Source organism: Pseudomonas sp. TE3895 (genome assembly GCF_056278855.1).
The window spans coordinates 3,043,690-3,069,637 of the sequence record NZ_JBWBQE010000001.1; the positions used below are offsets into that span (position 1 = coordinate 3,043,690).

Annotated in this window: 33 protein-coding genes, 1 tRNA gene and 1 pseudogene; 19 read left to right on the top strand and 16 right to left on the bottom strand. The window is 57.9% G+C overall.

Annotation, left to right across the window (positions count from 1 at the left end):
• Window positions 1–50: 50 nt before the first annotated feature.
• Together ACZ889_RS13635 and ACZ889_RS13640 are read left to right on the top strand one after the other, a co-directional pair.
• Window positions 51–194: pseudogene (locus ACZ889_RS13635) on the top strand (DUF4113 domain-containing protein); the annotation flags it as partial.
• Window positions 188–343: a hypothetical protein gene (locus ACZ889_RS13640; RefSeq protein ID WP_230623078.1), complete on the top strand. Its 156-nt coding sequence runs from the start codon at window positions 188–190 to the stop codon at window positions 341–343. The pseudogene ACZ889_RS13635 and the gene ACZ889_RS13640, both read left to right, overlap by 7 nt.
• 165 nt (window positions 344–508) lie before the next feature.
• On the opposite strand, the gene ACZ889_RS13645 is transcribed toward ACZ889_RS13640, so the two are convergent.
• Entirely contained in the window at window positions 509–1,465 is a 957-nt protein-coding gene (locus ACZ889_RS13645; protein WP_108078247.1) for a LysR family transcriptional regulator, read from the bottom strand.
• A gap of 41 nt (window positions 1,466–1,506) precedes the next feature.
• On the opposite strand from ACZ889_RS13645, the gene ACZ889_RS13650 reads away from it, so the two are divergent.
• Both ACZ889_RS13650 and ACZ889_RS13655 read left to right on the top strand, forming a co-directional pair.
• Window positions 1,507–1,938 (top strand): GFA family protein, encoded by a 432-nt coding sequence (locus tag ACZ889_RS13650; RefSeq protein WP_012051932.1) that lies wholly within the window; start codon window positions 1,507–1,509, stop codon window positions 1,936–1,938.
• A gap of 294 nt (window positions 1,939–2,232) precedes the next feature.
• Window positions 2,233–3,042: a hypothetical protein gene (locus ACZ889_RS13655; RefSeq protein WP_180688362.1), complete on the top strand. Its 810-nt coding sequence runs from the start codon at window positions 2,233–2,235 to the stop codon at window positions 3,040–3,042.
• Window positions 3,043–3,153: 111 nt separating this feature from the next.
• Here ACZ889_RS13655 and ACZ889_RS13660 read toward each other — a convergent pair whose 3' ends face one another.
• Window positions 3,154–3,540 carry a hypothetical protein gene (locus ACZ889_RS13660; RefSeq protein WP_155293960.1) on the bottom strand — a complete coding sequence of 129 codons (387 nt, stop codon included), beginning with the start codon at window positions 3,538–3,540 and terminating at the stop codon, window positions 3,154–3,156.
• A gap of 524 nt (window positions 3,541–4,064) precedes the next feature.
• On the opposite strand from ACZ889_RS13660, the gene ACZ889_RS13665 reads away from it, so the two are divergent.
• The 9 genes from ACZ889_RS13665 to ACZ889_RS13705 all read left to right on the top strand — a co-directional run bounded on the left by ACZ889_RS13665 (window position 4,065) and on the right by ACZ889_RS13705 (window position 11,418).
• Window positions 4,065–5,042 carry a hypothetical protein gene (locus ACZ889_RS13665; protein WP_476257452.1) on the top strand — a complete coding sequence of 326 codons (978 nt, stop codon included), beginning with the start codon at window positions 4,065–4,067 and terminating at the stop codon, window positions 5,040–5,042.
• Between the two features lie 59 nt (window positions 5,043–5,101).
• On the top strand, window positions 5,102–5,422 hold the full coding sequence (gene tnpA, locus ACZ889_RS13670) for an IS66-like element accessory protein TnpA (RefSeq protein WP_144180134.1): 321 nt from the start codon (window positions 5,102–5,104) through the stop codon (window positions 5,420–5,422).
• Complete coding sequence (tnpB, locus tag ACZ889_RS13675; protein ID WP_014861582.1) at window positions 5,419–5,754, top strand: IS66 family insertion sequence element accessory protein TnpB; 336 nt, start codon at window positions 5,419–5,421, stop codon at window positions 5,752–5,754. Before tnpA ends, tnpB begins: the two co-directional genes overlap by 4 nt.
• Before the next feature lie 63 nt (window positions 5,755–5,817).
• Window positions 5,818–7,353, top strand: a complete 1,536-nt coding sequence (gene tnpC, locus ACZ889_RS13680; protein WP_014861581.1) for an IS66 family transposase — start codon at window positions 5,818–5,820, stop codon at window positions 7,351–7,353.
• Window positions 7,354–7,374: 21 nt separating this feature from the next.
• Entirely contained in the window at window positions 7,375–7,959 is a 585-nt protein-coding gene (locus tag ACZ889_RS13685; RefSeq protein ID WP_014756466.1) for a nucleotidyltransferase family protein, read from the top strand.
• A 48-nt stretch (window positions 7,960–8,007) separates the two neighbouring features.
• Window positions 8,008–8,352 (top strand): ASCH domain-containing protein, encoded by a 345-nt coding sequence (locus ACZ889_RS13690; RefSeq protein ID WP_256591574.1) that lies wholly within the window; start codon window positions 8,008–8,010, stop codon window positions 8,350–8,352.
• 226 nt (window positions 8,353–8,578) lie between these two features.
• Window positions 8,579–9,490, top strand: coding sequence for a hypothetical protein (locus tag ACZ889_RS13695; protein WP_476257453.1), 912 nt, complete (start codon window positions 8,579–8,581; stop codon window positions 9,488–9,490).
• A 383-nt stretch (window positions 9,491–9,873) separates the two neighbouring features.
• Window positions 9,874–10,392: a cysteine hydrolase family protein gene (locus ACZ889_RS13700; RefSeq protein WP_014756163.1), complete on the top strand. Its 519-nt coding sequence runs from the start codon at window positions 9,874–9,876 to the stop codon at window positions 10,390–10,392.
• A 726-nt stretch (window positions 10,393–11,118) separates the two neighbouring features.
• Window positions 11,119–11,418 carry a hypothetical protein gene (locus ACZ889_RS13705; RefSeq protein WP_003250941.1) on the top strand — a complete coding sequence of 100 codons (300 nt, stop codon included), beginning with the start codon at window positions 11,119–11,121 and terminating at the stop codon, window positions 11,416–11,418.
• A gap of 126 nt (window positions 11,419–11,544) precedes the next feature.
• Here ACZ889_RS13705 and ACZ889_RS13710 read toward each other — a convergent pair whose 3' ends face one another.
• Window positions 11,545–12,642, bottom strand: coding sequence for an SDR family oxidoreductase (locus ACZ889_RS13710; RefSeq protein WP_476257454.1), 1,098 nt, complete (start codon window positions 12,640–12,642; stop codon window positions 11,545–11,547).
• 72 nt (window positions 12,643–12,714) lie between these two features.
• Here ACZ889_RS13710 and ACZ889_RS13715 point away from each other — a divergent pair, with 72 nt between their 5' ends.
• Window positions 12,715–13,086, top strand: a complete 372-nt coding sequence (locus ACZ889_RS13715) for a MerR family transcriptional regulator (RefSeq protein ID WP_180688359.1) — start codon at window positions 12,715–12,717, stop codon at window positions 13,084–13,086.
• A gap of 31 nt (window positions 13,087–13,117) precedes the next feature.
• Here ACZ889_RS13715 and ACZ889_RS13720 read toward each other — a convergent pair whose 3' ends face one another.
• The 3 genes from ACZ889_RS13720 to adhP form a co-directional block, all read right to left on the bottom strand.
• A complete protein-coding gene (locus ACZ889_RS13720; protein ID WP_180688358.1) occupies window positions 13,118–13,354 on the bottom strand; it encodes a hypothetical protein in 237 nt (78 codons plus the stop codon).
• Window positions 13,355–13,630: 276 nt separating this feature from the next.
• Complete coding sequence (locus tag ACZ889_RS13725) at window positions 13,631–13,837, bottom strand: DUF6434 domain-containing protein (protein ID WP_017148244.1); 207 nt, start codon at window positions 13,835–13,837, stop codon at window positions 13,631–13,633.
• Window positions 13,838–13,928: 91 nt separating this feature from the next.
• A complete protein-coding gene (gene adhP / locus ACZ889_RS13730; RefSeq protein ID WP_003250933.1) occupies window positions 13,929–14,939 on the bottom strand; it encodes an alcohol dehydrogenase AdhP in 1,011 nt (336 codons plus the stop codon).
• A gap of 432 nt (window positions 14,940–15,371) precedes the next feature.
• Between adhP and ACZ889_RS13735 the strand changes: the two genes are divergently transcribed.
• Window positions 15,372–15,566 (top strand): hypothetical protein, encoded by a 195-nt coding sequence (locus tag ACZ889_RS13735; protein WP_003250932.1) that lies wholly within the window; start codon window positions 15,372–15,374, stop codon window positions 15,564–15,566.
• A gap of 1 nt (window position 15,567) precedes the next feature.
• Here ACZ889_RS13735 and ACZ889_RS13740 read toward each other — a convergent pair whose 3' ends face one another.
• Complete coding sequence (locus tag ACZ889_RS13740) at window positions 15,568–15,981, bottom strand: DoxX family protein (RefSeq protein WP_014859854.1); 414 nt, start codon at window positions 15,979–15,981, stop codon at window positions 15,568–15,570.
• A gap of 104 nt (window positions 15,982–16,085) precedes the next feature.
• Window positions 16,086–16,170: transfer RNA gene (locus ACZ889_RS13745), tRNA-Leu, on the bottom strand.
• A gap of 467 nt (window positions 16,171–16,637) precedes the next feature.
• On the opposite strand from ACZ889_RS13745, the gene ACZ889_RS13750 reads away from it, so the two are divergent.
• The 3 genes from ACZ889_RS13750 to ACZ889_RS13760 are packed head-to-tail and all read left to right on the top strand — an operon-like array spanning window position 16,638 to window position 19,614.
• Window positions 16,638–17,798, top strand: a complete 1,161-nt coding sequence (locus ACZ889_RS13750) for a two-component system sensor histidine kinase NtrB (protein WP_004576582.1) — start codon at window positions 16,638–16,640, stop codon at window positions 17,796–17,798.
• A 5-nt stretch (window positions 17,799–17,803) separates the two neighbouring features.
• Window positions 17,804–19,249: an ATPase domain-containing protein gene (locus ACZ889_RS13755; protein WP_003250928.1), complete on the top strand. Its 1,446-nt coding sequence runs from the start codon at window positions 17,804–17,806 to the stop codon at window positions 19,247–19,249.
• Window positions 19,250–19,260: 11 nt separating this feature from the next.
• Entirely contained in the window at window positions 19,261–19,614 is a 354-nt protein-coding gene (locus tag ACZ889_RS13760) for a response regulator (protein ID WP_003250927.1), read from the top strand.
• A gap of 38 nt (window positions 19,615–19,652) precedes the next feature.
• Here the strand turns inward: ACZ889_RS13760 and csrA are convergent, their stop codons facing one another.
• From csrA to ACZ889_RS13800, 8 genes are all read right to left on the bottom strand, one after another.
• On the bottom strand, window positions 19,653–19,850 hold the full coding sequence (gene csrA / locus ACZ889_RS13765; RefSeq protein WP_012051904.1) for a carbon storage regulator CsrA: 198 nt from the start codon (window positions 19,848–19,850) through the stop codon (window positions 19,653–19,655).
• Window positions 19,851–20,103: 253 nt separating this feature from the next.
• A complete protein-coding gene (locus ACZ889_RS13770; RefSeq protein ID WP_003250925.1) occupies window positions 20,104–21,126 on the bottom strand; it encodes a DNA topoisomerase IB in 1,023 nt (340 codons plus the stop codon).
• 57 nt (window positions 21,127–21,183) lie between these two features.
• Window positions 21,184–22,275 carry a molybdenum ABC transporter ATP-binding protein gene (modC, locus tag ACZ889_RS13775; RefSeq protein WP_476257455.1) on the bottom strand — a complete coding sequence of 364 codons (1,092 nt, stop codon included), beginning with the start codon at window positions 22,273–22,275 and terminating at the stop codon, window positions 21,184–21,186.
• Window position 22,276: 1 nt separating this feature from the next.
• Window positions 22,277–22,957: a molybdate ABC transporter permease subunit gene (gene modB, locus ACZ889_RS13780; protein ID WP_003250923.1), complete on the bottom strand. Its 681-nt coding sequence runs from the start codon at window positions 22,955–22,957 to the stop codon at window positions 22,277–22,279.
• Window positions 22,957–23,715: a molybdate ABC transporter substrate-binding protein gene (gene modA / locus ACZ889_RS13785; protein ID WP_180688356.1), complete on the bottom strand. Its 759-nt coding sequence runs from the start codon at window positions 23,713–23,715 to the stop codon at window positions 22,957–22,959. The genes modB and modA overlap by 1 nt, the downstream gene beginning before the upstream one ends.
• An 82-nt stretch (window positions 23,716–23,797) precedes the next feature.
• Window positions 23,798–24,883 carry an NAD(P)H-dependent flavin oxidoreductase gene (locus ACZ889_RS13790; RefSeq protein WP_012051909.1) on the bottom strand — a complete coding sequence of 362 codons (1,086 nt, stop codon included), beginning with the start codon at window positions 24,881–24,883 and terminating at the stop codon, window positions 23,798–23,800.
• Between the two features lie 51 nt (window positions 24,884–24,934).
• Window positions 24,935–25,105: a hypothetical protein gene (locus ACZ889_RS13795; protein WP_012051910.1), complete on the bottom strand. Its 171-nt coding sequence runs from the start codon at window positions 25,103–25,105 to the stop codon at window positions 24,935–24,937.
• 7 nt (window positions 25,106–25,112) lie between these two features.
• Window positions 25,113–25,415 (bottom strand): DUF1883 domain-containing protein, encoded by a 303-nt coding sequence (locus tag ACZ889_RS13800; protein ID WP_003250918.1) that lies wholly within the window; start codon window positions 25,413–25,415, stop codon window positions 25,113–25,115.
• 159 nt (window positions 25,416–25,574) lie between these two features.
• On the opposite strand from ACZ889_RS13800, the gene ACZ889_RS13805 reads away from it, so the two are divergent.
• Window positions 25,575–25,934 (top strand): hypothetical protein, encoded by a 360-nt coding sequence (locus tag ACZ889_RS13805; RefSeq protein WP_019438771.1) that lies wholly within the window; start codon window positions 25,575–25,577, stop codon window positions 25,932–25,934.
• The last annotated feature ends 14 nt before the right edge of the window (window positions 25,935–25,948 follow it).

The following is a 25,948-nucleotide window of genomic DNA, read 5'->3' on the forward strand; positions in this document are numbered from 1 at the left end:
CTTGTCCGCCTGGCTGCCGGCGGCATTGGTTGCCTCGGTCGGTACGCTTGATGGATGGCATCAACGAGCGCTGGGGGAGGGGGACAGTGCGGGCCGCCAGCGTGCCGGCGATACCGGACTGGGGTATGAGGAGGGAGATGATGAGCCAATCCTATACGACACGGATCGACCAGCTATGGACGGTCAAATGTTAAGCCTGCCGTCCGCCTGGCTGGCCGAGCTGAATGACCAGCCGGCCTTGTTGACCGATCCCGATGGCAGGGCCGCGGTGCTCGTTGAGCTAGCGTTTTCCGCGCACCGACGCAGCGACGTTGACGAAGACCAGCTGGCAGACATGCTGTAGTTCACCGAGGAAGCTAGGCTGTGGGCGCTGATCGAGCATGAGGAGGTCGCTTGAGCCTCCTTGTGTGAACAACGGCTATGGGGAGAAAGCCCAGGGTAGCCAGTGACAGCTATCGACCCATTGCAGCCGTTTAGACAATGCAGTGGATGCCACGACCTACGCTGCTCACTGATCGGCTAAGCATAGATACTGATGTAACTGCTCTCCAAGAACCTCGAACGCCTGAGCGATCCTGTGAATTTTGCGCAGGTCATTGTGCATTGCGATCCACACCTCAACCTCAAAGCCAAAATCGTGTGGTAGCACATGTACCAGGCCGTGCGATTTTGCGATTTGCGTCGGGCAGAGTCCGAAGCCTAAGCCCGCTCTCAGAGCGGCCAGCTGAGCAAGGTGATGATCAGAGGCAATGGCGAAATGCTGGTCGGCATCGCACAGACCAGAGTCGATAAACCGACGCAAATCCGCTGAGCGTCTGTCTGGCCCGATCAGCGGTCGCTGGCGCAGCGACAGCAGGGAGGTTGGATTACCGTAGCGCTCCAGGCACCCGGCACTGGCATGGATGCCAATCTGCAAACTGCCGACACGCCGCACCGTGATATCCGCTTCATTGGGCCGCATCAGCCGCACCGCAATATCCGATTGCAGCCTGGCGATGTCTTCAAGGGCATCGCTTATGCTCAGCTCAAGTTTGAGTCCGACGTGTTCGTAATGGAAAGGGCGCAGCAGGTCGGGCAATACTTCGACGCCAAGCAACTCGCCACAGGTCAGCCGGACTGTACCGTGATCCATCGACGCTTCAGAGCTGGCCATGCGGTTGAAGGTTTGCGCGGCCAGATCCATGGCCTCCACATGTTCGATCAGGCGCTGCGCTCCGGCAGTAGGCGTCAGTCCTTGAGGTGTGCGGGTGAACAGACTCACACCGAGAGCGTGTTCAAGACAGTCGAGGCGCCGGCGCGCAGTGGCCTGGGCGATACCCAGCAGCTTCGCCGCGCCGCTCAGGCTACCAGAGCGCAACACGGCGAGAAATACACGCTGGCTTTCCCATTCAATACCGCTCATACATTCTTGGCCAACAGTTGCTCCTAATTTGATCTTCTGCCCGAGCCCGTGAAAAGCGATCATTCGCCCACATTTTTCCGGGCGTCATTGTAAGGAACTAACGCATGAGAATCACCGGTCAGTGCCGATGTGGGCAAGTCACCCTTGAGATCGTGGCGCGGCAATTGCCGCCGCTGTATGCCTGCCACTGTTTGAATTGCCAGCGCTGGAGCGGCAGTGCGTTTGGTCTGCACATGCTGAGCGCGGCTTCGGCTGTTCAGGTGTCTGGCGAAACGGCGATCTTTGAGCATGAACACCAAGGTCAAACGTCTACCCAACATGCCTGCGGTACATGTCATACCCGGCTGTTCAACGAGACGACGGCAGCACCCGGCATGCGAGTGGTACGGGCCGGCATCCTGGAAGGGGCTGAGCGCTTCGAGCCGGTTGCGCATATCTGGACTCGGCGCAAGCAGCCATGGCTGGTGCTGCCGGGAGCAATCGCACAATGGCAGGAGAGCCCCACGCCAGAAGCATTTGCCGCCGCATTAGGGTAAGAGCTTGCTCTTCCATAAGTGAAGATGTCGCTCGCCGAGCGGCAAATTATCAGGGTTGACTACGTCCGCTTTGGGTCGATAGCGGCCAGTCGTAAACGGCTGCAATCGACCCATAGCTGCCCCTCGTTCGGGGCAGCAATCGGCCAAAAGCCGACCTGCATTCCAGGCTAAGAAACCAGGAGCGACCTGCGAAGCATTTGCCTTGAAAGTAGACCAGAATTTATAAAGTGATATCCTTTGCTAAAATAATCATAGATAAAGTTACTTATATTCTGGTTTTGCCGAGGAAAACCTTTGATCAACAAATCAATTAACAACAAGATAAACCAGCTGAACTTTCAAGGAAGAAGCGATAAAGAGCTAAAAAGTTTATACATAAAAAGAAACTCACTCAATATCGAGCCAGAATCTTTCATATACAGAATTTTTCGGGCGGACTTTTTACTTGAGGATATAAAAAACTCCGAGATAACTTTTGTTAGAGTCGGCCCGGACTCTTTCGCGGACCCTCTAGAAAACCCACTTTTAAACAAACGATTTACAGAGGGAAATGACAGTTTTACCCTCGGCTTTCTAGAGAATTACTATGCCTCATGCTGGACAAACGACCCCATTAATAAAAAGTGGCGATGGACAGAGTTTCTTAAGGGGCGGACAGGAGTTCGCATAAAAGTATCTCTTCAGAAATTCATGAACCGACTGATGGACACAAGAGACAATCATTTCATGCTGCATTATTTTGCAGTCAAAGTCATTTATGAAGACGACCAGATATTGGACAATCTAATAGCGAGCAACGATTACACCGCGTTTCTCGATTCATTAGGGCAAAAAGGCGCGCTATTAGCCTCCACCCTAAGTGACAGTTTGGAGCATGAGAGAGAGATAAGAATCATATATTCTTACATGCCGGAAAATCAATTCGTAGCCAATAGAGTAAAAATTAAAAACAGCCTCTGCAAGCTGCCATTCAACTGGTCAGACCTTATTGAAGAAATCCTGATGCCGGACTATTTACCCATTGAAACATATACTACCTTAGAGTCTAAATTTAGAAGTCTTGGCATCTGCTGCACTATAGATAGTGGCAAATCTGAAAACTAGCAACCTATATATAACTGCCAGATTCGATCAACTCCTGTCAGCCACAATCAGAAATCACACAGCTAATGGGGACGGATTTATTTTTCAGAAAATCGATCCGTCCCCTTTGAGTCAAACTCCCTCTTTACCCCATTCACGGACGAGTAATGTGAGGCCCGAAAAATTTCTTACCTGGTGTTCCCGAGACGTCGTCAGATGGAAATGCTTCCAGCATTGGGCCAAGCACTCTCCCCAATTAATTTTCGAATCGTCTAAATAGGCGTCAAAGCCTTCCGAGGGCATACAGGTAGTAGTATTTATAACGAGTGAATTTAATAATGGCCAGTCATTATCGTGACAAAAGTCCCCAACAATTCCTGCGTAATAACCAGCCATATTGTGGCTAAGGCCGAACGCATTCTCTAGTTCGTTATAAGGAACTACTCGCTTGGCTTGAGCCGCGAGAATTAGATAGCGCAGAATATTGGAAAATACTTCGATCTTGAAGTAGGCGGGCATAAACGATCTCCAAGGAGAGGGTATACGAGAGTCAAGAAGGCACTTCGTGCAACTTCTATAAGACCCAACCGAAAGTAGATAGGTTTGTCAGCTTCTCGATGTGATCGAGAAGGACGGGTAGAGGGTAATTTTGAAGAGCGCGGGAGTCAAGCGTTTTGTCGGATGATTTTTCGCTAAAGCTAGACTATGAATCGTCCATAATTTTTAGACGCATCCGAAGGTCTGCCCCTGGTCGAAAGCGGCCCTTCGCGAGTGGCCGCTGACGACCCATAGCTGCCCTTCACTAGGGCAGCTTGCCGCCAAAAAGGAGTCAGTCGGATGCTTCTACGTAGCTAAGGGCTATTCACCACTGACCTCAACCCCTCATGCTAGTGGGGCTGTCGATGGCTGCGCCTTCTTCGTCATCCTTAGCCTATCGCCAGGACGGCGGTTTTGCATGGCCATAGACCCACTCGAAAGCCCATGAAATCGCTGTAGCATCGTTTCACTAATTCTGATGAAGCTGAATTTGACTGGAGAACCTGATGGGATCTGCTGAGGCTCACACCAAAATCACGGTGGAAAACACCCTGACGACGGAACAAATCATGCGGGGACGATTCAGCGATTTTGATGTGCAGGGCACTTCGATTGAAGCTGATGGTGACCGACTGCTACTTAGAGAAAATTTTGAAGAGGCTCTCGCAGTCTACCAGCGCATTGAAGGCCCAGCTCGACCATTACGGGAAAAAATGTCTTTCGCGCTATGGGCGCTCGGGAACGAGGCAGCTTGGGCAACCCTAGGCGATGGCGTAGATTTGACCACTGAAGACGGCATTGCCATGGAACTTCGCGCATTTGCCATGACAATTTTCAACTCCGAGGCTAGTGATAGAACGATCACTGACCTTGTGGATAGCGTGCTAGCGCGCAAAGACGAGCTTCCATTCGCCGTCCAGTTGTTGTCATCGGCAATCTACATTGCTGTGTCCATGCGTTTAAATCGCACAGAAGGACTACCCCTTTACCCTGCAAGCTGTGCTAAGGCCGTCACCGCAATCAGGGAAATGTCCAAGCCGTACGCTGACTGCATGGAGGCGTTCGCCTTGGCCCGTCAGATAAGCATCCATCAAACCGACACTCGGCCGCTCAACGAACTGATCGAGCAAATGGATCTGTCGGAATGTCCAGTGCTCGGTTTTGTATTTACCGCGGCGGTGCTGGTCGGAAATAAAAGGGTGGCTCGGGAGGTGATCTCGGTATTGTGCGCTCGATTCCATGGGCATCCAAATCTTGCTGCTACGGTCGCCATGGCAGCGATTCAAGCATGTGATCTGGAACTGATTGAGGAGCTGCCAGACCCACTTCGTGAAGTCGCCATGGAGCTGCCTGAGCTTCAAGTGCTGGATGCGATGAATAGCGGCAACACCAACGCTTTGTTGGCCTCGATTGCGAAGCTACAAAACGCTGAGAGCCCCAACCGTAAGCGTCCGGCGAATTCACCTTCCGAACTCCAGCTTTAAGGGCGATGGTGTCCGCGTATTTTTAAGCGGACGCAATCACCCTTATCGCCAGGATTTCCATGCGCCAACGAAGCTCTTATCCGAAACCCTTCAAAGCCCAGGTCGTTCAGGAATGCCTGCAACCTGGGGCGACCGTATCCAGTGTCGCCATCAGCCACGGCATCAACGCCAATGTCATCCGCAAATGGATGCCGCTCTATCGAGACCAGCCTGCAACAACCTCGCTGCCAGCCTTCGTCCCGTTAAAAGCCGCACCTAAACGGCCAGCCGAAGCGTCAGCGATCATCGAGTTGCCCATGGCCGGGCTAGTGATGACCGTCAAATGGCCAACCTCAGATCCCGAGGGCTGCGCGCAATTTATCCGGGCTGTCGCTCGATGATCCGCATCGATGCGATCTGGCTGGCCACCGAGCCGATGGACATGCGCGCCGGCACCGAAACGGCATTGGCCCGGGTGATTGCGGTGTTCGGTGCGGCGAAGCCGCACTGCGCTTATCTGTTCGCCAATCGCCGGGCTAACCGGATGAAAGTGCTGGTGCACGATGGCGTCGGCGTCTGGCTTGCCGCGCGTCGACTGAATCAAGGCAAGTTTCACTGGCCCAGCATTCGCCATGGTTGCGAAGTCGAACTCGACAGTGAACAACTCCAGGCGTTGGTACTAGGCCTGCCGTGGCAACGAGTCGGCGCAGGTGGTGTGATCAGCATGCTGTAATCGCCGGCCATTTGACTGGTCTGCTTGTCGTCGTCCTGCGCCTGCTCTGGCACAATCGGCAGCATGACTTTCTCGCCCAATCTCGATCAGATGACCCCGGAACAGCTTCGTGCCTTGGCGGCACAGGCGTTGCAGTTGCAGTCTCAGGTCGAGGCGATGAGCAGGAAGATCCAGAACGATGAAATCCTCATCGAACAGTTCAAGTTCGAAATCGCCCTGCTCAAACGCCACAAGTTTGCCAAGCGCAGCGAGCAAATCAGCCCGGCACAAGGCAGCTTGCTGGATGACCTGCTCGATACAGACCTTGAAGCTATCGAGGCAGAACTAAAACAGCTTCTTCCCGCTTCGTCACAGGCCGAGCCACGGCAATCACCCAAACGTGCACTATTGCCGCCGCAATTTCCGCGTACCGTGATTCGCCACGAGCCAGAAAACACTCTGTGCGCCTGTGGCTGCCAACTTCAGCGTATTGGGGAAGACGTCAGCGAGAAGCTGGATTACACGCCGGGCGTGTTTGCCGTCGAGCAACATGTGCGTGGCAAATGGGCCTGCCGTCAGTGCGAAACTCTGATTCAGGCGCCGGTGCCCGCGCAGGTCATCGACAAAGGTATTCCAACCGCAGGCCTGTTGGCCCATGTGATGGTGGCCAAGTTTTCCGATCACTTGCCGCTCTACCGACAGGAGAAAATCTTTGGCCGCGCCGGGCTGGCGATTGCTCGCTCGACTTTGGCCCAGTGGGTTGGACAGACCGGCGTGCGACTCCAGCCGCTGGTCGATGCGCTGCGTGAAGCTGTGCTGAAACAGGGTGTGATTCACGCTGACGAAACACCGGTGCAAATGCTTGCGCCGGGCGAGAAGAAAACCCACCGGGCTTACGTCTGGGCCTACAGCACTACGCCGTTTTCGGCACTCAAAGCTGTGGTTTACGATTTCAGCCCCAGTCGTGCAGGCGAACATGCGCGCAACTTCCTGGGCGACTGGAACGGCAAGTTGGTCTGCGATGACTTCGCTGGCTACAAAGCTGGTTTTGAGCAAGGCATCACTGAAATCGGCTGCATGGCCCACGCCCGTCGCAAGTTTTTCGATCTGCATGTTGCGAACAAAAGCCAGTTGGCCGAACAAGCGCTGCACTCGATCAGCGGCTTGTACGAGATCGAACGCCAGGCGCGGGACATGAGTGATGAAGATCGCTGGCGAATACGTCAGGAACTGGCGGTACCGATCAGCAAAACACTGCATGACTGGATGTTGGCCCAGCGCGACCTGGTGCCCAACGGATCAGCCACAGCTAAAGCCCTCGATTACAGCCTGAAACGCTGGGTAGCGCTGACGCGCTACCTGGACGATGGGGCTGTGCCCATCGACAACAACCAGGTGGAGAACCAGATACGGCCGTGGGCACTCGGACGCTCGAACTGGCTGTTTGCCGGGTCACTGCGCAGTGGCAAGCGGGCGGCTGCAATCATGAGCCTGATCCAGTCAGCGCGCATGAATGGGCATGATCCGTATGCCTACCTTAAAGATGTGCTGACGCGGTTGCCGACGCAACGGGCCAGTGAGATCGGGCAGCTACTGCCGCATCAGTGGGTATCGGCCTAGCTGCAACAAGGTGATTTCTGAGTGGACAATAGTTCGAAAATCCAAGCGATTATCTCAGATGACCCCATTCGGTGGCGGTTACTCGAAATAGTGCGCTCCTTGGGATTGCCAGACTGCTGGATCGGAGCAGGCTTTGTACGAAACGCGGTTTGGGATTATCTGCACGGGCGCGATTCATCCCCGATTTCAACAGACGTTGATGTCATCTGGTTTGATGCACAACGCTGCACACCAGAGCAAGATGAAGCCCTGGAAGCAGTTCTCAGAGGTCTAGAGCCGAACGTATTATGGTCTGTGAAAAATCAAGCGAGAATGCATGCTCAGAACGGCGATAAGCCATATCTCTCAGCGACCGACGCAATGCGCTACTGGCCAGAAACCGCAACGGCGGTAGCCGTAGCACTGCGAGAGAAAGGCTCATGCGAGGTCGCGGCGCCCTTGGGGCTTGATGATCTTTTTGACTTGATTATCAGGCCAGCGGGGAGGTTCGCCACGGAGAAAACTGCGATCTATCAAAGCCGCCTCAAGTCCAAAAATTGGGTGAAAATCTGGCCGCAGCTCAAGCTTGCGCTCGTAGCGGTACCTCCCATCCCTCCGACAAAGTAACTTAGCCGGACGCATATCTTTTAGGAGAGAACCATCAAGGCTTTATCAATTGTACGGCCCAGTGGCAGTCGAATCGCTTCTGGCCAGAAAACACTCGAAGTCCGTCGTTGGCATCCAGACTTACAACCTACCGAGGATCTTCTGATTGTCGAAAATGGGCGTTTTCTTCATGCCGACGGGGAGGAAGATGATGACGGTATTGCGGTCGCGATTGTGCGCGTAAAAGCCGTGCGTCCGTTCATCCTAGCTGACATGGAAGCAGCCTGCGCAAGTTATTTTGAAGACGGCTGGCTCGCATGGGAGTTGAGTGACATAAGACCAATATCCCCTGTTACCATCCGCGCGGCGCGGGGTATCTACGAGGTAGATTTCCTGCATACAGAAGAACCCTGAACATTGAGCAAGATGTGTTGGGCAGACGCTTACCCCCAACCTCCACTGGGATATGGTTATACGAGAGCGCCTCTTAAAAATCACATGGCGGAGATGGGATACTGGTACTTGGAGAGTTCCCTACTCGCTTTTAGCTGAATGGGCGACTCGGATCGTTCCCCTACTGCCAGCGGGGGACCTCCGCGACGAAATCCTTGTGGACGCTTCCTGTATGGGATGCTTCGACATGAAACCCTTGACCCCCTATTTTTGTGAACTCTTCAATCGTAAGCCGACCTCGGCCAACTTCACGCTTATGAACGATGACCTTCCTCTTGATCAGCTTGATGACCAAGCCCTGACGCAATACATCTTTGATGAGGCCACAGCTGATTCACCGTACTGCGGTTTGCTTGACCCTGAGTTCGCACCGGACCTGGAACCTTTGTTTAAGCGGGGTATTGCAGATGCTTTGACTGCCAAGGCTGCTGACCTCACCGGCGACGCCAAGAATAGTTACATTGGTGTACTCACCGAGTGGGGGTTAATCCGGAGACCAGAGGGCATAGCCGCATTTAATTTTGAAAGGCGCCTGATGGGCAGTGATTTGCCAGAAGGTGTGCTTGAACACTTGGAATCAATCCGAACCTCTGTGGGCGGTGCCAGCGGCTCACAGCTGGTGTATTTGCAGTCTCAACTCGACAGGCTGTCCCTGGAGATCGGCCGGGCAACTCCAGTTGCGGCGGCAGAGGAAACGGTCGCCGCCGCCATCAATGAAATCTTGAGTCTGAGGTCCCACCGCCTCAATGAAGTGGGGCTGAAACGCATCAGTGAACTGACAAAACGATACGGGGCTCCCAGCCTACTTGCGGAGTTGCGCTCATTGGCCAAGGTTTCAAATACGACGTTGGGAACTGATGTCGTTGATGCCCTTGCAGTTCATATGGTTCGTCAGCAGGGCACTCTGGCCACACGCCGTAGTTACCTCGCTGGAATTCTCCGCAAGCGATTGGTGAACCTCAAAAGCGCTTGGCTGGATCAGCAGGTCTCAAAGGGATTGAATCGAGGGATCGACATTGAACAAATGATCGAGCTAGCCAAAGGGGTAGACACATGGGACGACTGGTTGGCAGGACTTGAAAAACTTCGTCCTTACTGAAACGGTAACGCTAGAGAAATTACCTGGTGTCAGATTCTGCAACCCAGAATCGCCCTAACTTTGAAGAATACGCGAACATCCGCTTTTGGCCGATAGCTGCCCTTCACGAAGGGCAGCTATCGGCCAGAAGCGGACCTCAATGCTCGATACTTCAATCAGCCTTCACCCTCACAGCGCTCACTTGCCAACCCGGTAAAGTGCAGCTACTGTCAGCTCTATGAATCAACCACGAATTGCCTTGACCACGACCGTCACGACCGCCAGAGGCTGGTCGTGAGGGGTTTCGTGAGCCAATAACGCACGAACTTCAAAGGCCCGCCAGTGATGGAAAGGGCCTTTTCTTTTGCCCTTGTGTCGCTGGCCAATATGCAAGGGAAAGCATTATGTATGCACTGTTGATTCTTGATATGCAGGCTGGATTGTTTTATGGCCCGGATAAGCCATGGGCTGGCGAAGCACTGCTAGACACATTGAATAATTTATTGAGTAAAGCCCGAAGTGCAGGAGCACCCATTTTTCTCGCCCGCCATATTGGTCCACCTGGGTCGCCAATCGAGCCTGGAAGCCCGTTGACGCAACTGGTGCAGGAGCTGGTGTTACAAGGCGACGAAGTGATTTTCGATAAAAGCCGACCTAACGCGTTCTACAAGACCGCCTTGGCCGATCGGTTACGGGATTGTGGAACTCAGGGTGTGGTCATTACCGGAATGAAAACCCAATACTGTGTCGATAGCACCTGCCGCGCCGCACGAGATCTTGGATTCGATGCAGTGCTGATCGCCGATGGCCATACCTGCACCGACACCCCTGCCCTGAAGGCCGAAGAGATTGTCGCTCATCACAATGCGACCCTCGCGGGACCATTCTGTCGTGTCGTACACGCCGAGGACTGGTGTTTCTAACTGCCATCGCCAGACGGTTCGATTCCGACCTCGGCCTCCACCATTCGAAAGCCCCGCAGATTAACGTCTGCGGGGTTTTTCTTTATGGGTCCAAAAACGCCACGAGTTCGGTAACTTTTGGCATGGAGTTCCGAAATCTCATAGCCAACCTTGAGTCGCGGTCCTGCGCGATCAGGGCCGGCGTGCTGGGGGCCATTGATGTCTAGTCAAACACTGAGCGCAGCTGCTTGAGCTCGTAGATGTTGGCGGATGACCCGGTCCAGCTTGCGCTCGTCGTGCTGTTGTTCGGTCATGTCGTGGTTCTTGCGTGCAGGCGCCGCCCTCGCCGGGAACGCCTTATCGTTGAATTAGAGGTGATATGCTTCGCCGCTTACCAAAACAGGGAGGGTGGTAATGAAACTGCGGGAGAGGCACAAGGCGTTTCAGGAATGGTTCACGCCGAGGCGGCGTAGGCGAGCGGGCGGAACCTTACTCGCCATCTGGGCTGTCGGCATCTTCATCTACCCTGGCCAGCACTGGATCTATGTATTGGTGCCAGGAATTATGTGGTTCTTTAGCGCATGGCCCCCGGAGCTTCACGACAAGCGTTGAGTCTTTGGCGGGGCTGCTGAATAGCCGATTGTCCGATTCAGCTCACAGATGAGTCAGACGAATTTGCGTAAAACTGCACGTTCGCTATGGTGGCAATAAACCACCTGACTACAACTAAAGTCGTAGGAGTGCCTCATGAGAATACGCGGTGATGTTTTCTGGGCCTGGGCTGACCCGACGCTTCATCACCGAACTCACGACGAGACGCTCGACGATGGGACATACATTGATGTTCAGACGCGACTGTCGCGGACAGGCAAAACGCAGATGTTCATCGGGGTGTACGCCCCTGGTGGCATGGCTATCCTCGAGGAGGCCTTCGATTCTCGCCCTGGCGAGTCGATGACCAGGGCGCTGGCGTGGGGCGTTGGCCGGGCCCGACGGGTCGCCACTGAAGGTGCGCCTGCTGCAGGCTTTATGGCTGCCTCGAAATAGCGGCCAGGCGCGCAGCGCCGGAGGTCAAGCGGCGACCTATTGTCATCAGCGAAGACACCGTGCATGAAACCTCTGCGTCTCCAGACTTCCAGCAATCCGGCAGGGAGGCTTCATCGGCCTGGCCCGTTATCCTCGCTGGCCAGCGCCTTCTCTTTTGGACTTTTTCATCAAGTAGTCGCTGACATAGCGCACCGTGTTTTCCAAGGCCTGCGTCATGTCGGGATGGGTAAACGCGTACTTGCGCTCCAATTGCCTGCTGTTTCCCATGTTGAAGCGCTGTGTCTGAATAAAGTTCAATGACTCGGCGCTGATCGCCAGTCGGGTCGCCAGTCCCGGAATTGTCAATATCGACCTGAGCAACCCTATGGGTACATGGCGGCGGGGTGCCTTGACCTTTAGCGTGTCTGCGATCTGCACAAGCATTCCCTGCAAGTTTGGTGTTCGCTCATACAGCGCCAGAACTTGCCGGTTGGCCATGGCGGGGTCGAACGCCACGCAAGTTATCATGTTCACCAGATAATCGACGCTGACCAATGGCAACCAGTGACTGGCGGAACCGGGAACAGCTTTGAACCGGCCTTGTGCCAGATTGCGAATGAGTTCGGCAAGCGGTTGTCCGTCCAGGATATGCCCGTTCTCGCTGTGGCCGCACACCGTAGCAGGGTGAACAATCGTGTAATCCGCATCCGCGTCTTGCATATAGCGGATGACTGCAAAATGGGACTCGAGTTTGCTGCCTTCGTAGCCTCCTACACGGGCGTAGACCGCGGGCCAGTTTGTGTTTTCAGGGCACTGAACATCAACCCCGATACTGGCAAGGTGGTTGAGGTTTTGCAGCATGAAGCCGCCTACCATGAGCAATCGGATGCGCTGGCTGGCCGCAAGCCTGGCCACGCTCAGAGCACCTTGGACATTGACTGTGCGGGCGCGCTCCGCTGTCAGCCCCCAGGAAAATTGCGCCGCGAGATGGAAAAATACAGCGGCCGAAGTGACGCGTTCTTTGTCTGCTTCGCTGAGGCCAAGCCCCTCCTGGCTGATATCGCCTTCAACGGCATGGATATACTCAGGGTTACCCCCCAGTTGGCCTACCTGCTCCTTGAGGCGTTCGATGTTGCCGGGGCTGCGCATCAGCACCCAGGTCTTGTGCCCTTGCGCAGTAAGAGCGGCCAGCAAATGTTGCCCCACAAAGCCGCTGCCGCCGGTGACAAAGCATTCCACACTCATGTTTGAACCCTTGTTTGGATAATGGGCGCAGGCTAAGGTGTAGAGCCTGCTCTACAGTCAAGGATTTTTAACGTGAATATTGGAGAGTTGGAGCGCCGGAGTGGGCTCAGCCGCCATGCATTGCGCTATTACGAACAGCTCGGGCTTATCGAGCCACACCGACAAGCCAACAACTATCGCAGTTACAGTGAACAGACCGTAGCTGACTTGGCCTTCATACAGAGCGCCCAGGGCGGGGGCTTTTCACTTGCCGAGATTAAGGACATTCTTGTGGCCAGGCGGGGTAACACGATCGATTGCGCGCAAGGCGCCGTCTTGGTCGCCGCCAAGATGGCCGAGATTCAAACGAAGATCACCACGCTACAGGCCGCTTATGTTTTTCTGGACGCGGAGCGCGCCAAGCTTGAAGCCAGTGCTATTGCCAATGGGCAGATAATGCCTTGAAGTCCTGTCAGTGACTATTTTCGATCGAGCGTCAGCCTTCAGGTAAGGTGACACCGCAGACAAATTCCTGCGTCCCCAAGCGGTGTGAGCCGAATTCCACCACGTAGCCGTCTCCTCTGCGCTGCGCCTCTGCCATCGCCGTTTTCTGGTCAGCATAAACGTCGACGAAATGCCAGGGATGTCGGTCTCTCAGGACCCCCCATCCGATGACCCAGCCTTCCCGCGAAGGGTCTGGCGGCAGGTTCTTCGCCAAGCTTCGAATGGACATACCGATCTCCTCATATGCACAGGCTCGCCCTTGCAGGTTGAGCACTTTTCTTGAACCACACCTCGCGGGCGCCGGTCTTCAGCATGAAGGATGAGTGATATTTCCAGGTTTGCTCATCAAATATTGAAATGTTCGCAGTCTAGGGTTGAACTCAAGCCAATTCCACCATCGAGGGAGTCAGGAAATGGATTATTCCAGCATGGTTGAATCGTTGGACAAGATGCTGAAAGCAACGGCTGCAGCCAAGGCCTGCCTGCAGCCGTCAGATACAGAGCGTCAACCACACCTCCGTAGCCATTCGTCCGCGACGTCACCCATGGTTGATGGGGTGCCACTCTTGATCCAAAGCATGAATCCTCGGTCGAACTTGAATGCCGCGCCGCACTCGCTGAGCAGAAACTGACGAACCTTCTGCGTGTTGCGGTAATGCTTGTCCAATGGAGTCGTACGGGTGATCGGCCCGGCGTGCCAGTCTACGGTCATGGTCTGTTCCTTTGACAATTGAGAAAGCAGAAAGCCCGAAGATGTTCATCTACGGGCTTTGCTGTGGTTCCAAATGGCCTGGCTCGGCCTGTCAGCCTTCGAACTGTATCACCATCCGGCCTTTGATCTTGCCCTCCAGCATCTCGTCAAAGATCTGGTTGATATCCTCGATCGGTCGCAGCGTTACCTTGGGCACCACTTTGCCTTCAGCGGCAAACTGGAAGGCTTCCTGCAGGTCCTGGCGTGTACCTACCAGCGAGCCCACCACTTCGATCCCATCAAGCACCAGACGGGGAATATTCAGGTCCATGGACTCCGACGGAAGCCCGACGGCCACCAGTCGCCCGCCAGCGCGCAAGGCATCGACAGCCGAGTTGAACGCGCCTTTGGCAACGGCAGTAACGACGGCAGCATGTGCACCGCCGGTTTTGGCCTGGATGACCTTCGCGGCATCTTCGTTGAGCGGGTTGACGACCAGGTCCGCGCCCATCTCGCTGGCGAAGCGCAGTTGCTCTTCGTTGACGTCGATGGCGATGACTTTGGCGTTGAACACATTCTTGGCATATTGCAGGGCCAGGTTGCCCAGGCCGCCGAGACCGTAGATGGCGACCCATTGGCCGGGGCGGACGTTGGAGATCTTCACTGCCTTGTAGGTCGTGACGCCGGCGCAGGTGATGCTGCTGGCGGCAGCGGAGTCGAGGCCGTCGGGCACTTTAACCGAGTAGTCGGCCTTGACGATGCAGGCCTCGGCCATGCCGCCGTCCACGGTGTAACCGGAATTCTTCACGTCGCGGCACAGGGTCTCGTTGCCGCTGTTGCAATATTCGCAATGTCCGCAACCCTGGTAGAACCAGGCAACGCTGGCACGGTCGCCTGGCTTGAGCGAGGTGACGCCCGGGCCAACTTCCTGAACCACGCCAATACCTTCGTGGCCCAGTACTACACCGGTCTTGTCACCAAAGTCGCCATTTTTCACGTGCAGGTCGGTGTGGCACACACCGCAGCACTGCATCTTCAGCAGCGCTTCGCCGTGTTCGAGAGGGCGCAGGGTTTTCTCTACCACGTCCACGCGACGGCCTGGTGCAACGACAGCAGCTTTCATGAGAGCCTCCGTGTCTATCCGATATGAGCTTGGGTTATCGCTGGGACAGCATAGACCTCGCCTGGCCAGGCAAAACTGCTTCAGATCATGGTCATGGTGGACGTTTGCGCAAAATACCGACGGATGCCTGACTGGCATTTGCGGAAAAAAGAAAAGCCCGCGGCAATGATGCGGCGGGCTGCAAGAACGTACGGAGCAGGGTCAGTGTGCCCACCCGGATGTCGGCATTTCGTGAAGATCAGGTCATGAGGCTGTCATCATCTGCGCCGAAGTGCGCAGGGATAAAAAAGCCCGCCATAAAGGCGGGCGAAAGACGTTTGAAGGGAGAGCCTGCAGGTTGCGCCGTGCCAGTTAACCCAGGATTAAGCGACAACACATTGACCCAGCATCCTGATCAGCCTATACAGGCCTGCCATTATCCCAGGAGCCAGCATGCGCGACGAAGACGACCTGCACGAACCCGAGCACGATCACCTGCTTGACCACGAATTTCTCTACGACGACGTGGAGCCCGAGGCAGATGCCCAAGGCGCCGAGGATGAAGTGGAGGAAGACGAGGAGACGCTGGATGACCTCGATGATGAAGAGCGCGATCACCCAGCCTGGTTCGACGACTGCGACGACTGACTCAGCGACCATCCACCGAGAACCGCCCGGGCCCGCTTACCGCCAGCAACAGCAGGCCGCCCATGATGCTGAGGTTTTTCAGAAACTGGGTCATGTTGGCGCTGCGCTCGGGGTCGACCATGTTCCAGAACGGGTGGCCCAGCAGCGCCGTGCCCAGTACGAACAGCGCAAAAAGAAAGGCCAACGGCCGCGTGTAGAAACCGAGGATCAACAGGATTGCGACGACGAACTCCATGATGACGGCAATCCCTGCTGCCAGCATCGGGGCAGGGGCGCCGAGCGAGGTCATGTAGCCTACCGTGCCATCGAAGCCGGTCAGCTTGGCCCAGCCAGACAAGACGAAGAGGACCATCAGCAGTACGCGGGCGAACAGGATAATGATGTCGCGTTGACCATCGAACAGGGAGTAGCGCATGGCGGCGTTCCAGTGGACGGGGACAAGCTCCACTTTAGCAGCTGCGCCAGACATTGCTGTCAGGCAGCAAAAAGGCGCCGCAGGGGCGCCTTTTCAACGAAGTTTGGTGCGAGTGGCGGGACTCGAACCCGCAAGGCTCACGCCGACAGATTTTAAGTCTGCTGTGTATACCAATTCCACCACACTCGCACGTTTGAAGGGGTCGCAACGACCAGCTCGCTTCTAAGCAGAAGGGCTTCGCAATCAAGCGCGCTTTATAACCCATTGTTATAGTTGAGTCAACTGCAGCACCTATGATCAACAGATAGAAGAGGCGATCGAACGGGCAATTGACACCTTGCTGTCGTTACGCCACTGTTGCCCATGATTGGATCCAAGCGTGTTCCGCAATGACTTGGGGCCGAGTTGGCGAAGGTGTGGTGCGTCCACGGTTATTCTGGCGGCTGTTGTTCGCGCAGGTGCTCGTGTTGGCCTCTGCCGGCGGTGGTATGATCATGCGGCTCAGCCTGTGATTGCTGAAAGAGGCCATGCCGCGGCGCATCAGCCCGGCGCTGGCCGAGCCGGAACGCTGACAGCCTGTAGTCGTTCAGCGGTCTACTGGCAGACACTCCAGGCTACGTTCATTTTCTCCCTCCTGCTGTGCCAGTGGAGTTTGCATGGTTTCAGCCGACTGCCTCGACGCTTCCCTCATGCCCGCCCATCGTTATGAACAGCTGGTTCAGTCGGTGGTGGATTATGCCATCTACATGCTCGACCCTTCCGGCCATGTGGTGTCTTGGAACGCCGGCGCGCAACGGATCAAGGGTTACCGTAGGGATGAAGTGATCGGCAAGCATTTTTCGTTGTTCTTCACCCCACAGGATTGTGCGCAGGGCCGCCCCGAGTGCCTGCTGCGTCAGGCGCTGGAGCAGGGTGTGGCGCAGGACGAAGGCTGGCGGGTGCGCAAGGACGGTTCGCAGTTCTGGGCCCTGGCGGCATTGGATGTGATCCGTGATGAAAATGGCCAGATCATTGGCCTGGCCAAAGTCACACGCGATATCACTGACCGTCGCGAGTCGGCGCTGCAGCTCGACGCAGTGCGTGCCCAGCTGTTCCAGGCGCAGAAGCTTGAAGCCCTCGGCCAGTTGACCGGTGGTCTGGCGCACGACTTCAACAACATGTTGACCATCATCATCAGCTCCGCGCGCCTGGCGCTGGCCACCCAGGACCCGGCACGCACCCAGCGCATGTTGCAGCACATCCTCGATGCCAGCCAGCGTGGCACCGAACTGACCCAGCAACTGCTCAGCTTTGCCCGTCACCGCAAGCTCGATGTGGCCAGCGTTGCCCCGGCAGACTTGGTTAACGCTACGCGTGGCCTGCTTGAGCATGCATTGCCAGGCTCGATTGACTTGAACGTATTGCTGCAACCGGACCTGCCGCGGATCGAGGTGGATGCCGGGCAACTGCAGATGGTGTTGCTCAACCTGTTGTTCAATGCCCGAGATGCCATCGACGGGCATGGCCGCATCAGCCTGACTGTCGATGTGGTCGAGCTGTTCGGCGAAGTTGAAGGGCTGAAGGGCAGCTTCGTGCGCTTCGAGGTGGAAGACACCGGCGCAGGCATACCCACAGAGATACTGCCGCGTATCTTCGAGCCGTTTTTCACCACCAAGCCTTTCGGCAAGGGTACCGGCCTGGGGCTTAGCCAGGTCTATGGGTTCGCCCGGCAAAGTGGTGGTGCCATTTGTGTCGACAGCGAGCCTGGCCGGGGAACTTGCATGCGACTGTACTTGCCAATGTATCAGGACCAGACGGATAGCCCACTCGACAGGTAGACATCATGGCACAGGCACTGAAGCGGCTGGTAACGGGGATCGACGGGCTCGACGCGTTGCTCAAGGGTGGCCTAATAGCTGGCGCCTCCTACATTATCCAGGGGCCGCCGGGGGCCGGTAAGACCATCCTCGCCAATCAGCTGGCCTGCGGCCACGTGCGTGGCGGTGGTCGGGTGCTGGTGGCCACCTTGCTGAGCGAGTCGCATGAACGCTTGTTCCAGTACCTGTCCACACTGGACTTCTTCGACCCGGCGCTGGTCGGTGACAAGATCCAGTTCGTCAGCGCCTTTGATACCCTCGAGCAGGACGGGCTGGATGCGGTGGTGCGGTTGCTGCGCCAGGAAATTGCCCGGCAACAGGCCAGCCTGCTGATCGTCGACGGTGTGCTCAATGCCCGGGTACGCGCGGAAACCGCGCTGGACACCAAGAAGTTCGTTTCTGAGCTGCAGGGGCATGCCGCCTTCGCCGGTTGCACCGTACTGTTGCTGACCAGTGCCCGGCTGGACGAGGGCAGCCCGGAACACACCATGGTCGATGGCGTGATCGAACTGGGTGAGCAACTGGTGGGCAGCCGCGCCGTGCGCCACGTCCAGTTGCGCAAGACCCGCGGCAGTGGTGCGTTGTCGGGGCGTCACGAATGCCTTATCGATGAGTCCGGCATGCAGGTCTATCCTCGCCTGGAAGCGTTGTTCAGCCACCCTAGCCAGTTGGGCAGCGGTACCTTGGCGCGTATCAGCAGCGGTGTACCCACCTTCGATGAAATGCTTGGTGGTGGCTTGGCCACCGGGTCAGTCAGCCTGTTGATGGGGCCTTCGGGGATTGGCAAGACGTCATTGGGCCTGGCCTTTCTGGGTGCCAGCACGCCGCAGGCGCCGGGGTTGCATTTCGGTTTTTACGAAACGCCCGAACGCCTGCGCAGCAAGGCCGCTTCGCTCGGCTACGATTTTGCCGCGATGGAGCAGGGCGGTAGCTTGCAGCTGTGCTGGCAGCCGACCACCGAGGGCTTGCTGGACCAGGTTGGCGCGCGGCTACTGGAGCGTGTAGCGGCGCAGGGCAGCAAGCGCGTGGTGATCGACAGCCTTGGCGCATTCAGCCGCCTGGCTATTGACCCGACGCGGCTGAATGCGTTTTTCCGCGCGCTGGCGGGTGAGTTGCGCGCGCGCGATGTCAGCGTGGTCCTGACCTGGGAGATGCGCGACATTTTCGGCGCGGAAATCAGCGCCCCCGCGCCGGACCTGTCGAGTATCGTCGACAACCTTATGCTGATGCGCTTTGTCGAACTGGACTCGCAACTGCGGCGCATGCTGTCGGTCCTCAAGGTGCGTGACAGCCACCATGACCCGGCCTTGCACGAGCTGCTGATCGGGCCGCAAGGCATTACCTTGCGCAAGGCATTCGAAGGTGCCTGCGGTGTGCTTTCGGGAACGCCGACGCCGCAGGGGAGCGGGTGACGGACGAGCCGATGAACACCATCCTGATTGTCGATGACGAGTACCTGATCGCCGATATCCTCGGGTTTGCCCTGGAGGACGAAGGTTTCGTGGTGGAAAAGGCGAGCAATGGCTGCAAAGCACTGGAGGCATTGAAGGAAAAACGCGTGCAGCTGGTGATTACCGACTACATGATGCCGCTACTCAACGGTGAGGAGTTGGCACGTGCCATACGCCAGGACCCGGCGTTAAGCGAGTTGCCGGTCATCCTCATGAGCGGCGCACAGGCCAGCCAAGGATGCCCGGCCCTGTTTGCCGCAATATTCGACAAACCGTTCGACATGGATGAGATGATCGCCACGGTGCATCAGTTGATGGGCACCTGAGGCTGGCGGTCGAGCGCATCCATGCCCCTCGGGTGGCGCTAGTGTGAGTCTTCGTGTTTCTCCGGAGCCGGGCTGCCGGCCTGGATGCGTTTGAAGATCTCTTCTCGATGGACCTGAACATCTTTCGGTGCATCGATACCGATCCTCACCTGCATCCCTTTGACGCCCAGAATGGTGACTTTGATGTCATCGTTGATGACGATGCTTTCGCCAACCTTACGGGTGAGTATCAGCATGTAGTTCTCCTTGGTGATGTAAAAGTCCGCTGGGCTAGTTGCCGCGGCGGCGGGAGCTTGTCCCTCTTCCTTCTCATTAAAGACGCTTTCGGCGGATAGTAATTCCCCGACAGACAAATTCTGTTGCGTGTCTTCAGTTGCAGGTGCCAAAGCAAACCGTCAACGGTTTGTCGGCCAAGGTGCTCGCTGGCAAGAATAGGGGGGTTGGCGGCTAATGGGAAATTTCTTCGCATCATGGGCTGAATAGACAAGCTCAATGGTCCTCCTGTTCCTCGAGTGCCTGAAGAAACAGCAGCAAGGCCACTTCCTCCGGGTCCAGGCCTTTGCGCACACGGTTTTTGGGCAAATTGGCCAGGCGCCCCAAGGCATAGTGCTCCAGGACTGCCGGGTGGATGTAGCAGCGCCGGCACACTGCCGGTGTATTGCCCAGGCGTGTGGCCACTTGGCGGACTATCGCGGCAACCTGGCGTTTGGCTTCACTTTCCGGCTCCCAGGCCAAGGGCTTCAGCAGGTTCAATGCCAGGCTGCTGCCGGCCCAGGTGCGATAATCCTTGGCGGTGAAGTCGGCGCCGGTCAATTGCTGCAGAAACTGATTGACCTCGCTGGAGCCGACACTATGGCGCTGGCCGTCTTCATCCAGGTATTGAAACAGCGCCTGCCCAGGCAGTTCCATGCAGCGTTTTAGCAGGTTGGCCAGGCGTCGGTCGTTGAGGGTGACGTTGTGCTCGACGCCGCGCTTGCCGCGGAACTGGAAGCGGATAGTGCTGCCTTTGACCTGCACATGGCGATTGCGCAGGGTGGTTAACCCGTACGACCGGTTATCGCGCAGGTAGCGCTGGTTGCCAATGCGGATCAGGGTGTGGTCCAGCAGGCTCACCACCAATGCCATGACCTTTTCCCGGTCCAGCCCTGGCCGCGCCAAGTGGGCTTCCAGCTGTGTGCGCAGCTTTGGCAGGGCCTGGGCGAACGCAAGCATGCGCCCATACTTGTGCTGGTCGCGCAGTTCGCGCCACTGCGCGTGGTAGCGGTACTGCTTGCGGCCGCGGGCATCGCGGCCGGTGGCTTGCAGGTGGCCTTGCGGGTCGGCGCAGATCCACACATCCGTGTAGGCCGGGGGAATCACCAGTGCGGCGATGCGCGAGAGGGTGTCGCTGTCACGTACCCGTTGGCCATCGGCATCCAGATAGATGAAACGGTCGCGCCAGCGCCGACGGGTCAAGCCCGGCTGACTGTCGTCAACGTAGTGCAGGGTGCGCGGCAGGGGGCAGTCGAGCATGGGCAGCAGGCCTCGATCAGGTCACTGATCAATGGACAATACGCGTGCTAAGGATGCTCAACCCAAAAGGGCCACCGACTTGATCTGGGCGAACAGTGTCTGCCCTGTGTGCAAGCCGAGCTGGTCTGCCGAGAAGCGGGTGATGCGTGCAAGCAGGGCATTGCCGCCAGCATCCAGGCTGACCAGCACATGCGCCGGGTTAGCCGCCGGACGGCTCTCGCGCACACGCACCGGCAGGCGGTTGAGGATGCTCGATGCGCTGTCCGCCGCCAGGGCCAGGCTGACATCCCGGGCCTGAACCTTGACGCGCAGGGTGCTGCCCATCACCTGCGCCGCGTGGGTGATGCGCAGCAGCGGCCCGTCGCTGCCGGGCAGGCGCAGGTCAAGCAGGCCGTAGTGCGGGTCGTGCCCTACCACCTTACCCTCGAACACGACGCCGGCGTCGTCGCCCTGGGCCAGCGACAGGTCAAGGCGAGCCAGGGTTTCGCCGATCGGGCCGCTGGCGATCGCCCGGCCTTGTTCCAGCAACACCAGGTGGTCGGCCAGCCGCGCGACTTCATCCTGGGCGTGGCTGACATATATCAGGGGGATGTCCAGTTCGTCGTGCAGGCGCTCCAGGAAGGGCAGTATCTCGCGCTTGCGCGGGCCGTCGAGGGCTGCCAGCGGCTCGTCCATCAACAACAGCCTTGGGCTGCTGAGCAGGGCGCGGGCAATACCTACCCGCTGCGCCTCGCCACCCGACAGGGTTGCCGGGCGGCGCTCCAGCAAGTGGCCGATACCCAGCAGTTGGCATGCCTGGTCGAGGCTGACCTTGCGTTCAGCGGGCGCCACTCGGCGCCAGCCGAACGTCAGGTTGCCGCGCACCGACAGGTGCTGGAACAGGCTGGCTTCCTGGAACACGTAGCCCACCGGGCGCAGGTGCGGTGCCTGGAAGTAGCCACGGGTGCTGTCTTCCCAGACTTCGCCGTTGACCTCGATATAGGCGCTGGCGGCCCGTTCCAGCCCGGCCAGGCAGCGCAGGCAGCTGGTCTTGCCGGAGCCAGAGTGGCCGAACAGTGCGCTGATGCCGCGCCCGGGCAGGTGCAGGTTGACGTCCAGGGTGAAGTCGTCGCGCGCCAGTTTCAGGCGCGCCACAATCGATGCGCTCATTTCAGCTCCAGCCAGCTTTGCCGCGGCGTCCAGCGTACAGCAGGAGCAGCACCAGGAAAGAGAACACCAGCATGGCACCGGCCAGCCAGTGGGCTTGCGAATACTCCATGGCTTCGACGTGATCGAAAATTTGCACCGAAACCACGCGAGTCTTGTCGGGGATGTTGCCACCGATCATCAGCACGACGCCAAACTCGCCCACCGTATGGGCAAAGCCGAGGATGCTGGCAGTGACGAAGCCAGGGCGTGCCAGCGGCAGCACCACATGAACGAAAGTGTCCCATGGGCTGGCGCGCAAGGTAGCGGCGACTTCCAGGGGCCGCTGGCCGATCGCGCCAAAGGCATTCTGCAGGGGTTGCACCACGAACGGCATGGAGTACACCGTCGAGCCAATCACCAGGCCTGTGAAGCTGAACACCACACTGCCCAGGCCTAGCGCCTGGGTGGCCTGACCAAGCCAGCCGTGCGGGCCAAGGGCGATCAACAGGTAAAAGCCGATCACCGTCGGTGGCAGTACCAGCGGCAGTGCCACCACCGCACCCACCGGCCCGCGCAGCCATGAGCGCGTGCGCGCGAGCCACCAGGCGACCGGGGTGCCGATGACCAGCAGGATCAGGGTGGTCAGGCTGGCCAGTTTTACGGTCAGCCAGATAGCGCCCAGGTCACTGGCATCGAGTGGCATCAGCGTTCATAACCATAAGATTTGATCACCGCTGCGGCTTTCGGGCCTTTGAGGTATTCGACCAGTGCCTTGGCGGCCGCATTGTCCTTGCCTTTGTTGAGGATGACGGCGTCCTGACGGATCGGGTCGTGCAGGTTGGACGGCACGATCCAGGCCGAACCATGGGTCACCTTGCCGTCCATGTAGATCTGCGACAGGGCGACAAAGCCCAGCTCGGCGTTGCCGGTGGAGACGAACTGGAAGGCCTGGGTGATGCTCTGGCCTTCGACGATCTTGCCTTTGGTGGCTTCGGTTAGCTTCAGCCTGTCCAGTACCTGGGTGGCGGCCAGGCCGTAAGGTGCCGCTTTCGGGTTGGCGATGGACAGGTGTTTGTATTCGTTCTTTTTCAGCGCTTCACCCTTGGCATCTACGTAGCCTTCCTTCGCAGACCACAGGGCCAGGGTGCCGATGGCGTAGGTAAAGCGCGAGCCGGGCACGGTTTCCTTTTCTGCTTCAAGCTTCTTGGGGGTGGTGTCGTCAGCGGCTAGGAACACTTCGAACGGTGCACCGTTCTTGATCTGCGCGTAGAACTGCCCGGTGGCGCCATAGGCCGCGACCAGTTTGTGGCCGGTGTCTTTTTCGAAGTCCTTGGCGATGGCCTGGATAGGGGCTGTGAAGTTGGCTGCGACCGCGACCTGGACTTCGTCGGCCCAGGCAGTGTTGAAGGCGAAAAGGCTGGCCAGGGCAGTGACGGCCAACTGGGGCGAGCGGATACGCATGAAGACAGCTCCTTGAGGTTATCGTTATAGCCTTGACTATATAGCGATAAGCCATTAGCCGGGAAGAGGCCAGGCCTGCCTGTCAGAATGCCTGGTGACCGATCACTGCCAGTGCCTTACCGGCAATCTCCCGGGTCAACTCACCCGCCGGCATGTGCCGGCCCAGCCGTAACGCCTGCCCCGACCACAGATTGCTGAAATCACTCTTACCCTGCGGATCGGTGATCGCCCGTAAAGGCATCAATGCCCCGCCCGCCAGCGGGAAGCGCGGTGCAAGCTCGCTCATCGGCCCCAGCTCGCGCATGAGGCGATTGTTGATGCCCCGCGCCGGGCGGCCGGTGAACAGGTTGGTCAGCGCGGTGTCGCTGGCAGGCGCGCTGTCCAGCGCCCGGCGATGCGCTGGCGACACCTTGGCCTCGGGGCAGAACAGGTAAGCCGTGCCGATCTGCACTGCCGAGGCACCCAGGGCCAGTGCCGCCAACAGCCCGCGGTGGTCGCCGATACCACCGGCGGCAATCACCGGCACGCCAACGGCATCGGCCACCTGCGGTACGAGCGCGAAGGTGCCTATCTGGCTGGTGATGTCATCGCTGAGGAACATGCCGCGATGGCCACCGGCTTCATAACCCATGGCGATGATCGCATCGCAGCCATTGCGCTCCAGCCAGGCCGCTTCTTCCACAGTCGTGGCGCTGGACAGTACCTTGGCACCGCTGGCCTTTACCCGCTGCAGCAGTTCGGCCTGCGGCAGGCCGAAGTGGAAGCTCACCACCTCCGGGCGCAACGCTTCGACCAGCAGGCAGCTCTGCTCGTCGAAAGGCGCGCGGTTGGACACCGGCGTGGGCGCCGCGAAGTCGGCGCCCACTTCGCTGTAATAAGGCTCAAGTGCCTGCTTCCAGCGCGCATCGCGCTCGGCATCGGGCGCTGGCGGCTGGTGGCAGAAGAAGTTCAGGTTCAGCGGGCGCCCCGGGCAGCCGGCGCGGAATGCGGCGATCTCGGCGCGCACCTGCTCGCCGCTGAGCATGGCGCAGGGCAGGGCGCCCAAGCCACCTGCCAGGCCCACGGCAATGGCCATGGCCGAGCCGGTCGCCCCCGCCATGGGTGCCTGCAGAATGGGCAGCTCGATGCCCAGCAGGTCGAGGATACGGCGGTCGGGCCAATGGCTCATGCGAGTCTCCTTGCGTGGGGCGAGCGATGCGGCGGGGGCTTGCGGCAAGTCTTACAGGGCCTTGCTGACCTGGATGTCGCTGATTTTCTCGGCGTCTTCGCCGTGGATCTTGCGCAGGGCCTCAAGGGCTTGCTCTTGCGAGGCATCGGGCATCAGCGCGAAATCCCAGCGACGCTGGCCGTCGAGCTTGTATTTGATGACGTACTTGATGGTCTGGGTCATGGTGGCCTTATCTGAGTTTCGACGACGAGCGACGGATGATCTTGATCTTGTGGGTCAGCGTTGGCTTGCGGGTGACCGAGATCGGGCGAGTGGTGACGGTATCGATGGTGATGTTCCAGAAGCCGGTGCTGGGTACGGTGATCTTCGCCGGAAACTTCTCGAAATGGCCGCCGTGGTAAGTATGACGGCCGCCGTTCTTGAAGCTGCGGAAGTTGGCGTCGTTCATCAGGCGGATATTGCAGCGCTGGGAGCACTCGATGACGACGATGTCGTCCTCGTTGAGGTGCTCGCGCTGGTGTACGAATTTCATGTGATGCTCCGCAAGGTTTGGATCTGCAAAAGCAAAAGATACCACGATGTGCCGTTACACTGCCGCGTTGATCGCCGGGCGTAGATAATTCTGCCAAAGCAGGGAGCAAAACCGCCTGGATGTGGTCGAAGCGAATTCCTGAAGGCAGAGGTGCAGCAAATGAAGTGGATGGTGGCGGCGTTGTCGGTGACGCTCGGTGGCTGCGTGAGCGTCGCGGAGCTGGAGCAATCGCGTGAAACGATGGATGTGATCTCTGGCAAGAGCCCGCGCGCCTATGCCGATTGCGTAAAGGAGAAGCTTGCCGATACGCGTGACCCGCTGACCGAAGAGCAGCGTGGCGACGGCCTGCGGCTGATCGTACCGCAGAAAATCACCTCAGGTGCTGGCCCGGCGGCGCTGGTGGATATCGACAAGCGCGGCAGCGGCAGCAGCATCAAACTGCACGAGCGGCTGAATAACTTCCCGCTGCGCCTTGGCGATGTGCGCACTGCGGCAACGCAATGCATCTCCGGAAGTTGATCTGAAGCAACGGG